The sequence below is a fragment of the Plantactinospora sp. B24E8 genome (assembly GCF_039871735.1).
In the GTDB taxonomy this organism is placed as follows: Bacteria; Actinomycetota; Actinomycetes; order Mycobacteriales; family Micromonosporaceae; genus Plantactinospora.
Map to the genome: position 1 here is coordinate 290,038 of NZ_JBDPMH010000003.1, position 13,496 is coordinate 303,533.

Here is a 13,496-nt window from a genome sequence, read left to right on the forward strand (position 1 = left end):
GCCGGCTTCCGTCCTAACGCCGGCCGGCCGGTTCACCCTCCAGGCCGGTGCCGGCCGACCAGCGGGCCCGGGTGGGCGGGACCGGCCGACCGTGCCGGGCGGCGGTGTGCAGCCGCAGCGCGCCGGCGGCCGCCAGCCCGAACCCGGCCGCGAGCACGATCGCGACCAGCACCCGGGCGTACCCCGCCGGCCACGGCACCGGAAGCACCGAACGGAGGAAGACCGAGGCGTTCGTCACCCCGGCGAACAGGGCCAGGCAGGTCCCGGCCAGGGTCAGCACGAAGTCGGCGGCCGGTCGCTGCCGGGTCAGGACGTGGACCGCCGTGACGAGCGCCGCCACCCCGGTGAGGGTCGGCCAGAGCTGGTTCGTGACCAGCCCGGCCAGCATCCCGCCGAACCCGGCGTCGGCACCCCGGGCCAGCGCGTAGGCCAGCGCGGCGAGCCCACCGGTGCCGGCCACCCCGGCCAGTACGACGGTGGCCCGTCGACCGGGCCGGGATGCCCGGGGGAGCAGCCCGAGTCCACCGACCACGAGTGCCCCGAAGACGACCCCGGCCCACCAGGGCAGCGGGTCCGGGGGCGGAACCCAGTCGAGGGTGCCCCGTACCTGCACCGTCGTGCCGCCGTCGCGCAGTGGCACGGTCCAGTCCCGTACCCGCTGTGGCCGGTCCGGGGCGGCGGCGACCCGCGCCGGCGGCCCGTCCTCCAGCCAGCGGGTGCGCTGGTCGTGCCAGCGGACGACCGGCTCGGTGCCGATCCGGCGCCACTGCGGCGGCCGGGTCGGGTCGGTGCCAATCGGCGGTGTCTCGCCGGCCAGCGTCCGGTTGAGGTATGTCGCCGGGGAGTTGCCGTTCTCGTAGACGCCGTCGGACCGGACCTCCAGGTACGGCTCACCGGCGTAGCCGAGCACCTCGATCGTCCGGCCGGTCCGGTTCTCCAGTTCCAGCCGGGCACCGCCCTCGACCAGGCGTACCCGCAGGCCCGGCACAGCCGGGGTGAGGCCGCGCACGGCGCTGGCGTAGTTGCTGCCGTCCGGGGTGTCGGCGGCGTGCGCGGCGGCCGGCGCGGCGGTGGCCAACGCCCCGAGCAGGCCGGCGACGACCGCCAGCAGCATCCGCCGGTACGTCATCCGCCGGTGCCCGCCCCGCTGGTACGCCACCCGGTCCGTCATTCGCCGGCCGCGGTCACCGCCGCGGTGACCGCCTCGGCGCTCGCCTGCACCTGCTTGCCGTTGACCAGGACCGTCGGGGTGCCGTTGATGCCCGCCCGGCTCGCCTCCTCGGTCACGTGGTCGGTCCATTTCTTGAACGTATTCTCTCGGACGCAGTTGGCAAAACTGTCCCTGGCCAGACCCACCCCGACGGCCACGTCGACGAGTTGGGTGTCACTCAGCCCGGCACTGCCCTCCGGCGGCTGCCGGTCGAAGAGCGCCCGGGAGTACTCCCGGAACTTGCCGCTCTGCGCGGCGCAGCCGGAGGCGGCGGAGGACCGGGTCGAGTAGTCGGTGCTGGAGAAGCGGTTGAGGAACGCGACCGGGTGGTACGTGATCCGGGCCTTGCCCTGTGCGACGAGCTGGTCCAGGGTGCCGCCGGCCTGCTGCTCGAACTGCTTGCAGAAGGGGCAGATGAAGTCCGCGTAGACGTCGATGTTGACCGGCCCCGTGCCGAACACGATGCCGGTGCCCTCCGGGTTGGCGCCGCCGGGCGGGGTGAAGTCGCCGGCGTCCTTGCTGGCCGAGACGGCCCAGCCGATCAGGCCGGCGGCGACCAGCACCACCACCGCGCCGATCGAGGCCCAGAGGGTCCGGCGGCGGCGTCGTTCCCGGGCCCGCTGCTCGCGTACCACCCGGGCCGGCCGGCTGTCCGCCCGGCCGGGGCGGGACTCCCCGCCGCGGGCGGCCCGCGACTCCCCGTTCCGTGGGGTCCGCGACTCCCCGTTCCGGCCGGCCCGCGCCTCCTCGGCCCGACCCGGGCCGGGCTCTCCCGGCCGGGTGGGCCGGCGGCGACCCTTCCTGTTGTTCATCTCCGCTGCCCCTCCGTATCCGCCGGCGGGTCGTCGTCCGCCGTCTCCGCCGGGTCGTCGTCCGGCTCTTCCCACCGGTCCCTGAGCACGCCGTCGACCGAGAAGGGCGTCCGGGGCCAGGCGAGGAGGAACCCGGCGAGCACCAGGAAGCCGACGTCCCGGAGGACCTCGGTGCCGTACGTCGGATCCTGGCCGGCGGCGAGGTTGCCGCCGCTGCCGAAGCAGCCGCAGTCGATGGAGAGCCCGCGTGCCCAGGCCGAGGCGATGCCGGCGACGAAGACCACCAGCAGCACCGCGGAGATCCCGGCGGCCAGCCGGGTGGCGAGGCCGAGCAGCAGGATCACCCCGAGGGCGATCTCGACGAACGGCAGGGCCGCGCCGATCACCACCGCCAGGTCGTACGGGAAGATCTGGTAGGCGTTGACCGCCCGCCCGGAGGCGGCCAGATCACCGATCTTGGAGCCGCCGGCCACCAGCCACACCGCGGCGAGCCCCAGTCGGGCGGCGGTGCCGAGCCAGGGCCGGACGACGAGCCAGCGGCTGCGCCCCGGGGCCCGGATGTCTCCTGCGGTCCGTTCGGTCACGGTCATTGTGTCGTCGTGCTCGGCGGCACGGTTCCGGCCGGCCGGAGTGTCGTCCATGGCATTGCGTACGGTGGGATCACGCTCACTTACGGTACGCGGACAATCTCGGCGACACGGGAGCATTGACCGGCAGACCGGGTTGACCACGACCGACCCGGTGGGACGTATCACAACGGGAACTTTTCCGCCGGGGATGCCGACCATTGCTACGTGGCAGGGGACTGGACCAGCGGTGGGAGCGGGGCCACGTGACCGGAGGTCGCGCGGGGCGGGCCCGGTCGGCCACCATGTCCGGCATGACTGCTGCGAATCCCCCTCGGAATGTCGCGGGTCGCCGCCACCGGACCGGTGGTGAACCCGGCCGCCCGTTGACCCGGATCGGCGCCGGCCTCGGCCTGCTGCTGGCCTGGCTCGCCCTGCTGTTCGGCCCGGCCACCCCGGCCAGCGCACACGCCGTACTGGTGAGCAGCAGTCCGGCCGCCGAGTCGGTGCTGGGCAGCGCCCCGACCGAGGTGGTGCTCACGTTCAGCGAGGGCGTCCGCGAGGTGGCGGACAAGATCCGCGTGCTCGGTCCGGACGGCAGTCGGGTCAACCGGGGCAAGCCGACCTTCAACGGCGCCGTCGTCACCATCCCGGTCGACCCCGGCGGGCCACGCGGGACGTACCTGGTGAGCTACCGGGTGATCTCGGCGGACAGCCATCCGGTCGCCGGGGCGTACACCTATTCGGTCGGCGCTCCGTCGACACCGCCGACCGACAGCGGCGCCGACGAGGTCCATCCGACGGTGGGCGTCGCGGTCCGGGTCGCCAAGTTCCTCGGGTACGCCGGACTGCTCCTGCTGATCGGCCCGGTGCTGGTGCTCAGCCTGCTCTGGCCCCGACGTCTGGACCGGGCCGGCCCGGCGCGGCTGATCTGGGCCGGGATCGGACTGGTCGCGCTCTCCACGGTCGGCGCGATCTGGCTCCAGGTGCCGTACACCGGCGGTGGCGGGCTCTTCGCGGTCAGCGGCAGCGCCCTCGGCGACGTGCTCGGCAGCACGTTCGGCGCGGCGCACCTGGTCCGGTTGGGGATCCTGGCGGCGACGGCGATCCTGGTCCGGCCCCTGGTCACCGGGCGGGCCGGTCGCGGCGACCAGATCCTGCTGGTCGTCCTCGGGGTGGCCGGCCTGTTCACCTGGCCGATCGCCGGGCACGCCAGCGCCTCGCCGGTGCCGGCGGTCTCGGTGGTCGTCGACGCCGCGCACCTGGCCGGCATGGCGGTCTGGCTCGGTGGCCTGGTCATGCTCGTGGGCTTCCTGCTCCGCCGGGCGACCGAGCGGGAACTCGACGCGATCCTTCCGGTCTGGTCCCGCTGGGCCACCCTCGCGGTCTCCGCGCTGCTGCTGGCGGGTGTGGTGCAGGCGTTGATCGAGGTCGGTACGCCGAGCGCGCTGGTCTCGACCACCTACGGCCGGCTGCTGATCGCCAAGATCGTCCTTTTCGTGCTGGTCATCGCGGCCGCCGCGTACTCCCGGCAACTGGTACGTCGTCGGTTTCTGGACGAGGAGGGGGCCGACGACGGGGACGGGCGCCTCGACGAGGACGAGGACGCCGGGGAGCTGGCGGAGAGCGCGGAGCCGGACGGCGCGGCGCAGGAGCCGGAACCGGCCACGGTTCCGTCCGGCGCAGGAGCCGCCGCCGGCACTGCCGCCGGCCCGTCGGTCGGGACGACGCGAATCCGGCGGGCGGTCTGGGTGGAGTTGGCCATCACCGCGGTCGTACTGGCGATCTCCGCCGTCCTGGTGCAGACCCCGCCCGCCCGGACCGCCGAGGGCTACGGCACGAACGGCACCGCCGCCTACTACAGCACGACGCTGACCAGTTCCCTGTACTCGCTGCAGGTCGAGATAGACCCGGCGAAGCGGGGCGGCAACTCGGTGCACCTGTACGCGTACACCCTGGACAACAAGCCGCTGCCGGTGGTCGAGTGGCGGGCCACCGCCGCCCTGCCGGAGAAGGGCATCGAACCGATCGAGATTCCGCTGCTGCCGCTCACCGACAGTCACGCCACCGGTGAGATCAGCCTGCCGTCGGCGGGCAACTGGCAGCTCAGTTTCACCGTCCGGCTCTCGGACATCGACCAGGCCACGGTGACCAGCGCCGTGCCGATCACCTAGAAAGGTACCCCCATGATCCGTCACCGTCGGGCGGCGTCCACCGCCGTCGCCCTCGTTCTCGGTGCCACCGCGGTCGGCGTGTTCGGGCTGGCCGCGCCGGCGTCCGCGCACGTCACGGTGAACCCCCGGGAGGCGACCCAGGGCGGCTACGGCCGGCTCGCCTTCCGGGTGCCGACCGAGAGTGACACCGCGTCCACGGTCAAGCTGGAGGTGACGATGCCGGACGACGCGCCGGTGGCGTCGGTCTCCACCATGCCCGTGCCGGGGTGGACGGTGGCGATCGAGAGGCGCACGGTCAACCCGCCCCTGGAGGTGCACGGCAGCCAGGTCACCGAGGTGGTATCAAAGATCACCTGGACCGCGTCGGCGAACGCCGGGATCAAGCCGGGTGAGTTCCAGGAGTTCCCGGTCTCGATGGGTCCGCTGCCGGAGAAGGACCGGATGGTGTTCCGGGTGCTCCAGCACTACTCGGACGGCAACGTGGCGCGCTGGATCGAACCGCCGGCGGCGGACGGTGCGGAGCCGGAGAACGACCCGGCGCCGGTGCTGGCGTTGGCTCCGGCGGCTCCGGAGGGTGGCGCGGCCCCGGCCAGCCCGCCCGCCCAGGCACCCGGGTCGAACAGTGCCGCCTCGTCCGAAGACGACGGTGACTCGGGCGCCCTGGCGCTCGGCATCGCCGGGCTGGTCGCCGGACTCGCCGGTCTGGCACTGGGCGGCCTGGCCCTGGTCCGCACCCGCCGGGTGACCACTCCGCCGACCAGCTGAGCAGAGGTACGTCGCTGGCCCGTCGGCAGTTGCCGGCGGGCCAGCGGCGTTTTCAGGCAATAATCCGTGTTGGAGCGATTTCACTCGGTATGGTCGGCGAGTACTCCGGCCCCCCGGGTCGGTGGGTACACCGACCCACGAGGGAGATGCGCGGATGCGGTTCGTACGGCTCGCCGCAGGTTTGCTTCTGGTCACGATCGGACTGCCGGTGCTGCTCGCCGGCGTTGCACTGTGGACGGTGGGCCAGCAGCGCGGTCCGAACGGCGGGTTCGGTGGCCCGTTGGAGCGGGTCGGCACCGAGGGGTACGCGGTTGTCGTACCGGACCTGGCCGTGCTGCTGGACCGGGACGCGCCCTTCGTCACCGCCGGCCGGACCGGGTTGCGGGTTGTCGCCCGTGACGGTTCCGATCCGGCGTTCATCGGGTTGGCGCCGGCGGCCGAGGTCCGGACCTACCTCTCCGAGGTCCCGTACGCCCGGGTCGACCGGGTCAGCGTGACCAGAGGGGTGCTGCCGGTGCAGGTCAGCCCGGCCGAGGCGCCCACCGCCGCCGCCCAGGGATCGTCGGCCCCGGTCCGACGGGTGACTGGTGGATCGTCCACCGGCTCCGGGCAGCCGCCCGGGGACGGACGGTCCGCCACCGAACGCCCGTCGGCGGAGCGCCCGTCGGGGGAGGTGCCGTCGGCGCAGTCCGGGGTGGGGCGGCCGGGAGAACAGAGCCTCTGGATCCGGCAGGGGGTGGGGGTGCTGGATCTCAGCCCCGACGACGTACGCGGGCATCGGCTAAGCCTGGTGGTGATGCGTCCCGACGCGCGGCCCGGAATCGCGGCCGACCTGCGGACCGAGATCCGTCCCGGCTGGCTCGACCAGGCCACCTGGGCGCTGCTCGTCGCCGGTGGTCTGCTGGCCCTGCTGGGCGTCGGCCTGCTGGCCCGACCGGTCCGCCCCCGTGAGGTGGTCTTTGTCGTCGAGCCTGAGCAGGTTCCCGCGTTCGCGGCCCGGCTCGGCGTCACCGCCCTGAACGCCCTCGGTCGGAAGTCGCGCCGATCCGGCGAGGCCGAGCCGCAGTACACCTCCGTGCCGTCCGCCACCGCCCAGCCCGCCACGGTCTCGGCCTCGGCTGCCACGGTCCCGGCTGCCACGGTCCCGGCTGCCACGGTCCCGGCTGCCACGGTCCCGGCCGCCCGACCAGAATCGGTACGCCGGATGACGGCTACCCCGCAGGTCACGACCAACCTGGAGACCACGGGTACGACCGTCCCGGTGTCCGGTGTCGGAGCCTCGGCGCGGCCCGCGACGCTGGCGGACCTGGTGCGGCCGACGGGCACCACGGGTCCCGCGTCGCCGGTACGTGGATCCGAGGTGGTGCGGGTCGACTCCGGGCGCGCCCCGGCCCCGGCCCCGGCCCCGGCCCCCGCCCCCGCGCCGGCGCCGATGCCCGCCCCACCACCCGCCCCGGTGCCGGCCCCCTCACCGACCCCGCCGCTGCCGACGCCACCGATCCCGACCCCACCCCGGCCGGCCGCCCCGGTGCCGGCCGCGGCAGCCCGCCTCCGGACGGCCGTCCCGGCGGGCCGCTACGACCTGAACCAGCCCCGATCGGGCCGATCGCCGGTGAATGCGGGGAAGGGCTATCCCAACCCCACACTGCGCCAACTGGACCCGACAGTCCGGCAATCCGACCTCACGCTGCGCCAGTCCGACCCGACGGCAGGTCAGGTGCCCGCTCGGGGTACGGCGTCGCGACCCCACCCGGCAGAGCCGGAACTCGACGAGCACGACGACCGACTCCCCGAGGTGATCCGGCGACCGACGCCAACCCACTGAGCGTCGCGGCCACCGTTCCGGGCCGGGTACACGCCCGACTCGCACGTCACGTAGCGGCGTGGCGCGGCGAGCGGGGTCCCGCCGGCCGGACCAGACGCCCCGCCGGCCGGAACCCGGCCCCGCCGGACGATCCCCGGCGGGTGGCACGGCCGCTCCGGGGGCGGGACGCGAGTGGCCCCCCGCGCTGCCGACACGGGGGGCCACTCTCACCGGGGGATCGGTGTACCGAAGGGACGTTTTCTGATGTGTCCCCAGATTAGCTGCCTGGAGCCAGACTAGATACATCTGTCCATTTGGCGCAAGTTCTGACGCTACCTGATACTTGGTTCATGTTTTGCGGGGTGATCCGTTGCCCGCGTGTCCGCCGAGCCGCCCCGGATCGGCAGCACGACCAGCAGCACCAACGCGAACAGCACGTACGTGTTCCGGAGCAGGAACTCGTGCGGCGCATCGGTACGGACGAAGTCGTCACCCCAGTCGTAGAAGGAGACCACGCCGTACACCATCGCGGCGGCGAGCAGCACCGCGAGGACCAGCAGGGCGATCCGGCGTCGTCGTCCGACGCCACGGACCGCCGGGTCACCGGGTCGGCGCAGGACGACGTCGACCAGCACCACCAGGGCCGGGATGAACCAGTACGCGTGGTGGGTCCAGGTGATCGGGCTCACCAGCACCCCGACCAACCCGGTCAGCGCCAGCCCGGCCAGGTGGTCGCCGGCCCGGGCGGCCCGGGCCGCCCGCCACAGTCCGTACCCGGCGATCATCAGGACCAGGAGCAGCCAGAGCAGTTGGTTGGGCTCTCCCGGCGTGGTGAACCGGTGAAGCAGTCCGAACAGCGACTGGTTGCCGGTGTAGTCGGTCCGTCCGACCCGATCGGTCAGCCACAGCTCGTGCGTCCAGAACCGCCACGAGTCGCCGGGGGCGACGGCCGCCGCCAGCAGGGTCGCCACGGTCGCGGCCACGCTGGCGCCGATCGCCGCCCGCCACCGCCGGGCCGCGAGCAGGTAGATGATGAAAATCCCCGGATACAACTTGAGCGCCGTCGCCAGCCCGATCCCGACGCCGGCCCAGCGTGACCCCCGGGGTACGGCGAACAGCAGGTCGGCCAGGATCAGGATCACGAGCAGCATGTTGATCTGCCCGAAGGCGAGGGTCTCGCGGGTGCTCTCCATGGCGAGCACCAGCGACACCCCGAAACCCAGGGCGAACCAGCGGGGCAGTCGGTGCCGTTCGACCAGGGGCGCCACCAGCCACCAGGTGGTCACCACCAGCGCGACCAGACTGAGCACGGTGAAGATCGTGATCGTGGCGACGAGCCGCAGCCCGGCGAACGGCCGGAGCAGCAGGGCCGCGAACGGCGGGTAGGTGAAGTACAACTCACCCTGCACCCTGTCGGCCTGCACGTAGTCGTACAGCGGGTTGCCCTCGGCCCACCACCGCGTCGCGCTCATGTAGATCTTGAGGTCGAAGAAGTTGTGCGGGGTGTCCAGCAGGTAGAGGAACGGAAGCAGGGCGACGATCAGTGCCACGCCGACGATCTGGCGTACGGTCCGGCCGCCGGGGTCGTCCTCGACGACGGCGGGTGGGGTGGGAGGCTCGGCAGGCACGGGAAAACCCTAGCGGGCCGTTCTGTCCGCAGCGCTGAGGCGCGGGTCCCCCGGTGGCGCGTAGTCTGAGCGGCGTGGCTGATCTTCTCGTCTGGGTCGACTGTGAGATGACCGGGCTTGACCTCGGCAAGGATGCGCTGATCGAGGTCGCCGCTCTGGTCACCGACCGTAACCTCAACGTGCTCGGCGACGGTGTCGACGTGGTCATCCACGCCGACGAGCCGGCGTTGGAGGCTATGCCGGAGATCGTCCGGGCGATGCACCAGAAGTCCGGGTTGACCGAGGAGGTACGCCGGTCGACGGTCAGTCTCCGCGAGGCCGAGGACCTGGTGCTGGAGTACGTGACCACGTACGTCAAGGATCCCCGTACCGCGCCGCTGTGCGGGAACTCGATCGCCACCGACCGGGGCTTCCTGGCCCGGGACATGCCGCGGCTCGACGCGCACCTGCACTACCGCATGATCGACGTCTCCTCGATCAAGGAGTTGTGCCGCCGCTGGTACCCCCGGGTGTACTTCGGGCAGCCGGCGAAGGGGCTGGCCCACCGGGCCCTGGCCGACGTCCGGGAGAGCATCCGGGAACTGGAGTACTACCGGCGGACCATCTTCGTACCCCTGCCCGGGCCCGACGTCGAGGCCGCCAAGGCGATCGCCGCCGAGCTGTAGGCCGACCGGCGCCCGACGTCCCGACGCGGCGCCCGGCGGACCGCCGTCGGTCGGGGCGGCCGGCCGCCGGCCGGGCAACCCGGTCGACGGCGGGGGTGGGGGTGTGGCTATCATTGGTCGGCACCCCAGCCGGGTCTGATGATCCGGAGGGTGTGATTGTGTACCAAGCATGGTGGCTGTAGCTCAGTTGGCAGAGCACCGGGTTGTGGTCCCGGGTGTCGTGGGTTCAAATCCCATCAGTCACCCCATCGCCCGATCTTCGGATCGGCACAGGTCAAGGCCTCTCCGCTCGGAGGGGCCTTGTTCCGTTTCCGCGGTCGTTGCCGCGGTCGACGTCGACGAGAACGAGGGGCCGGCCGGGGGTTGTTTCCCCCGGTCCGACCCCTCGGTCAGATTCCGTGGTCGGCTCGGCGCCTGCCGCCGGCTGCCTATTCGTTCGAGGCCGGCTCGTACGGGATGGCGCTGCCCTTGACGTACTCGTCCCAGCTCATGTTCCAGTCGGTCCAGCCGTTGCCGTTCTGCAGCTTCGTCTCGGTGCCCTTGACCACGATCGGGTCGCCGATCCTGGTCTGGTCGAACAGCCACTTGGCGTTCGCGGTGGACATGTTGACGCAGCCGTGCGACACGTTGCGTCGGCCCTGGTCGGCGACGGACCAGGGTGCGGCGTGGATGAACTCGCCGCCCCAGGTGAGCCGCTGGGCGTACTCGATGTCCGTGATGTAGCGGTTCTCCGGGTTCGGGTCGTCCATCGTGTCGAAGACGGTTTCCTTCTTCTTCTCGATGATCACCATCGTGCCGCTGGAGGACGGGGTGCTCTTCTTGCCGAGGCTGATCGGGATGGTCTTGATGGTCTTGCCGTCCCGGGTGACCGTCATCTTCTTGGTCTTGTTGTCCACCGTCATCAGCAGCGAGGTGCCGGTCTTGATGTCGACGGTCAGATCGGCCCGGCCGTAGTAGCCGTCACCCATCGGCAGGCCGCCGGCCTGGATCCTGTAGAAAATCTTGCTGTTGGCCTTCCAGTACGTCTTCGGCCGGTACCGCACCTCGGTCGGGCTGACCCAGTGCCAGATCCCCTCCTGGGCCGGCGTCGCCTGCACCGTCATCCGGCGCTGCACGTCGTCCCGGTAGTCCTGCGGGATCGCCCGGCTGAACTTGACGATCAGCGGCATGCCGACCCCGACCGTCTGGCCGTCGCCGAGGAAGCTGGTCACCCGGACCTGCTTGCCGGGCTTGGCCATCGTGGTGAAGGTGCTGGTCGCCGTCGCCGGCTTGCCGTCGTCGCCGGTCGCCGTCACCGTCGCGGTGTACGTCGTGGCGTAGTCGAGCTGCTTCTCCGGCAGCCACGTGCCGTCGCCGGTGAGCTTGCCCTTGACGGCCGTTCCGGCGGCGTCCTTGACCTCGACCTTGGTGTCGGTGGCGTCCTTGCTGGTGAAAGTGATCTCCGCCGAGGCGGGCACGTCCTTGGCGTCCGCCGCCGGAGCGGTGATCGCGGCCGACGCCTTCGGCTTCTGCTCGGCCTCGTTGCCACTCTGCCAGGCCGGGCCGCCGCCGTCCTTGCCGCCGCCACTGGTGCAGGCGGTGGCGGTGACCGCGAGAGCGCCGGCGAGCAGGACCGAGGCGACCGCCCGAACCGGCGAGAGCCGGCCCGACGCCGTCGGCCGCCGCCCGGACGTACGACGTGTCAACTGAGTACGACGCACTCGCATGATCCCCTCACAGTGCTGTCCCACGAGCATCCCAGGTCTGAATACCCCGGGCCATCCTCCCCTAATGACGCCAGTCGACAAGCTTTCGTTTCCCGTCGTGCCAAAGAACACCACGGGTCGTGGCTAATGCGGTGGAAAGCGCGAATTGTCGACGTGGCGGGAGAAGGTTGTCGCCGGCCTTTCCGTCACGCTCCGAGATCGTCCGGTACCGGCAGCGCGCTGCCCTTGACGAATTCCTTCCAGGGAAGGTTCCAGGCGGTCCAGCCGTTGCCGTTGGTCAGCTTCACCTCGGTGCCGGTGATCGTCACCGGGTCGCCGGTCTTGGTCCGCTCGAAGAGCCACCGGGCGTTCGGGGTGGACATGTTGATGCAGCCGTGCGACACGTTGCGTCGTCCCTGGTCACCGACGGACCACGGGGCCGCGTGGATGTACTCGCCACCCCAGGTGAGCCGCTGGGCGAAGTCGATGTCGGTGACGTACCGGTTCGCCGGGTTCGGGTCGTCCCGGGTGTCGAAGACGGTCTGCTCCTTCTTCTCCATGATCACCATGGTGCCGCTCGATGACGGGGTGCTCTTCTTGCCGAGGCTCACCGGGATGGTCCGGACCGCTTTACCGTCGTCGTAGACGGTCATCTTCTTGGTCGCGTTGTCGACCTTCATCTCGAACCGGCTGCCGATCTTGGCAGTCGCCTTCCGGTCGACGTTGCCGTAGCGGCCGTTGCTGAGCGGAATGCCCTCCAGGCCGATCCGTACCTTGAGCGTGGTGCCCGGCTTCCAGTACTCCGGGGCCCGGTAGTAGGCCTGGGTGCCGTTCTCCACCCAGTGCCAGGCGCCCGGCTGCGGCGGGTCGGACTCGACGAACAGTCGCCGCTGCACCGTGGCCCGGTCCTTCTTGGCGATCCCCGGCGAGAACTCGACCACCACCGGCATCGCCACGCCGTACGTCTTGTCGTCGAAGAGGTAGAGGCCCGAGCCGATCACCGACCTCGGCTTCGCCATGGTGGTGAAGGTGGTCTTCCGGGTCGCGGTCTGGCCGGCCGGGTCCGTCGCGGTGACCTCGGCGGTGTACGTCTTCGAGTACTTCAGCGGGCTCGCCGGCACCCAGGACGAACCGTCCTCCCGGAGTGCGCCCTTCACCGCGCCGCCCCCGTCGGCGGTGAGGGTCACAGCGGTGATCTTCCCGCCCTTGATGCTGGTGCCGATCTCCGTGCTGACCGGCTGCTTCTTGGCGCCGTCCGCCGGGGTGACCTTCAACTCCAGCGCCTCGGCCGGCGGAGCCGGCGACGAACCGGGCTCACCCGCCGTGCCGCCCACGAACTGCGGCTTCTCGCTGCTGCCACCGCCACCGCACGCCGCCGTCCCGAGCGGCGCGACAACCGCCAGGGCGACGACGATCGCCCAGGCCCGTGCCTTCCTGCCCATCCCCACCTCAGTCCACTCGATCCCGGAGACATCGTGCCGTATGACTGCCATCCTGTTGTGCCCGGAGCCTGGAAGTTTCGCGACGTTCAGGCCGGTATGTCGGGCTGATCCGACCGAACGGGGGGACCGGGGTATCTGATTGGAGACCGCCGTCGGGTGCGTGTTAAGGTTTTCCCCGTTGCCGGCGAGCGCCGCTAGCTCAACTGGCAGAGCAGCGGACTCTTAATCCGCGGGTTCGGGGTTCGAGTCCCTGGCGGCGCACCAACGATCAAGGCCTTGACCTGGTAGTTCTCTGCCGGTCAGGGCCTTTTTCGCGTAGGCCAGTGGTGGCTGGTCGCTCGGTGGGTGCTCGGGAGCCGTTGGACCGGGGCGGCGTGGCCGGGACGCGATGTACTCGCGAGCCACCCCTTCCGGGCCCGTCGTGGGCAGTTACCCTGGCCGCGTGGGGGCGCAGTCACGGGTTCGAGTGCAGGGGGACCTCTACCACCCGGTGGTGCCGTCCGGCGCCGTCTATGTCGGGCGGCAAGGGTTCGGGTTGCGGCGTTCTCCCTGGGCCAATCCGTTCAGTCTTCGCAGGCATGATCGGGCTGAGGCGTTGCGCCTGTATAGGCAGTGGCTTGTGGGGCAGCCGGCGCTTGTTGAGCGGGCGCGGCGGGAACTCGCCGGAAAGCAGTTGGCGTGTTGGTGCCGCGTTGAGGATGCCTGCCACGCTGATGTGCTGACCGAGATCATCGGTTGACGTGTA

11 protein-coding genes and 2 tRNA genes are annotated in these 13,496 nt (G+C 71.5%); 7 read left to right on the forward strand and 6 right to left on the reverse strand.

Features of this window, described 5'->3' with window-relative positions; all coding sequences use genetic code 11:
• Positions 1–13: 13 nt before the first annotated feature.
• The 3 genes from ABGB21_RS07470 to ABGB21_RS07480 are packed head-to-tail and all read right to left on the reverse strand — an operon-like array spanning position 14 to position 2,612.
• Positions 14–1,171 carry a hypothetical protein gene (locus ABGB21_RS07470; RefSeq protein ID WP_347676991.1) on the reverse strand — a complete coding sequence of 386 codons (1,158 nt, stop codon included), beginning with the start codon at positions 1,169–1,171 and terminating at the stop codon, positions 14–16.
• A complete protein-coding gene (locus tag ABGB21_RS07475) occupies positions 1,168–2,022 on the reverse strand; it encodes a thioredoxin domain-containing protein (RefSeq protein ID WP_347676993.1) in 855 nt (284 codons plus the stop codon). The genes ABGB21_RS07470 and ABGB21_RS07475 overlap by 4 nt, the downstream gene beginning before the upstream one ends.
• The gene (locus tag ABGB21_RS07480) at positions 2,019–2,612 is read right to left on the reverse strand and encodes a MauE/DoxX family redox-associated membrane protein (protein WP_347655430.1); all 594 of its coding nucleotides are present in this window, start codon (positions 2,610–2,612) and stop codon (positions 2,019–2,021) included. Before ABGB21_RS07480 ends, ABGB21_RS07475 begins: the two co-directional genes overlap by 4 nt.
• A 290-nt stretch (positions 2,613–2,902) precedes the next feature.
• Between ABGB21_RS07480 and ABGB21_RS07485 the strand changes: the two genes are divergently transcribed.
• From ABGB21_RS07485 to ABGB21_RS07495, 3 genes are all read left to right on the forward strand, one after another.
• Positions 2,903–4,762, forward strand: a complete 1,860-nt coding sequence (locus ABGB21_RS07485; RefSeq protein WP_347676995.1) for a copper resistance protein CopC — start codon at positions 2,903–2,905, stop codon at positions 4,760–4,762.
• Between the two features lie 12 nt (positions 4,763–4,774).
• Positions 4,775–5,527, forward strand: coding sequence for a YcnI family protein (locus ABGB21_RS07490; protein WP_347676997.1), 753 nt, complete (start codon positions 4,775–4,777; stop codon positions 5,525–5,527).
• Positions 5,528–5,681: 154 nt separating this feature from the next.
• Positions 5,682–7,352 (forward strand): hypothetical protein, encoded by a 1,671-nt coding sequence (locus tag ABGB21_RS07495; RefSeq protein WP_347676999.1) that lies wholly within the window; start codon positions 5,682–5,684, stop codon positions 7,350–7,352.
• Between the two features lie 311 nt (positions 7,353–7,663).
• On the opposite strand, the gene ABGB21_RS07500 is transcribed toward ABGB21_RS07495, so the two are convergent.
• Complete coding sequence (locus ABGB21_RS07500) at positions 7,664–8,959, reverse strand: glycosyltransferase family 87 protein (RefSeq protein WP_347655352.1); 1,296 nt, start codon at positions 8,957–8,959, stop codon at positions 7,664–7,666.
• Between the two features lie 74 nt (positions 8,960–9,033).
• On the opposite strand from ABGB21_RS07500, the gene orn reads away from it, so the two are divergent.
• Positions 9,034–9,624, forward strand: a complete 591-nt coding sequence (gene orn, locus ABGB21_RS07505) for an oligoribonuclease (protein WP_347655351.1) — start codon at positions 9,034–9,036, stop codon at positions 9,622–9,624.
• A gap of 172 nt (positions 9,625–9,796) precedes the next feature.
• Positions 9,797–9,872: transfer RNA gene (locus tag ABGB21_RS07510), tRNA-His, on the forward strand.
• A gap of 180 nt (positions 9,873–10,052) precedes the next feature.
• Here ABGB21_RS07510 and ABGB21_RS07515 read toward each other — a convergent pair.
• Both ABGB21_RS07515 and ABGB21_RS07520 read right to left on the reverse strand, forming a co-directional pair.
• Positions 10,053–11,234, reverse strand: coding sequence for an Ig-like domain-containing protein (locus tag ABGB21_RS07515; protein WP_347655429.1), 1,182 nt, complete (start codon positions 11,232–11,234; stop codon positions 10,053–10,055).
• A gap of 281 nt (positions 11,235–11,515) precedes the next feature.
• Entirely contained in the window at positions 11,516–12,751 is a 1,236-nt protein-coding gene (locus ABGB21_RS07520) for an Ig-like domain-containing protein (protein ID WP_347677001.1), read from the reverse strand.
• A gap of 188 nt (positions 12,752–12,939) precedes the next feature.
• Between ABGB21_RS07520 and ABGB21_RS07525 the strand changes: the two genes are divergently transcribed.
• Positions 12,940–13,015, forward strand: a tRNA-Lys gene (locus ABGB21_RS07525).
• A 124-nt stretch (positions 13,016–13,139) separates the two neighbouring features.
• Positions 13,140–13,490 (forward strand): DUF4326 domain-containing protein, encoded by a 351-nt coding sequence (locus ABGB21_RS07530; RefSeq protein ID WP_347655349.1) that lies wholly within the window; start codon positions 13,140–13,142, stop codon positions 13,488–13,490.
• The last annotated feature ends 6 nt before the right edge of the window (positions 13,491–13,496 follow it).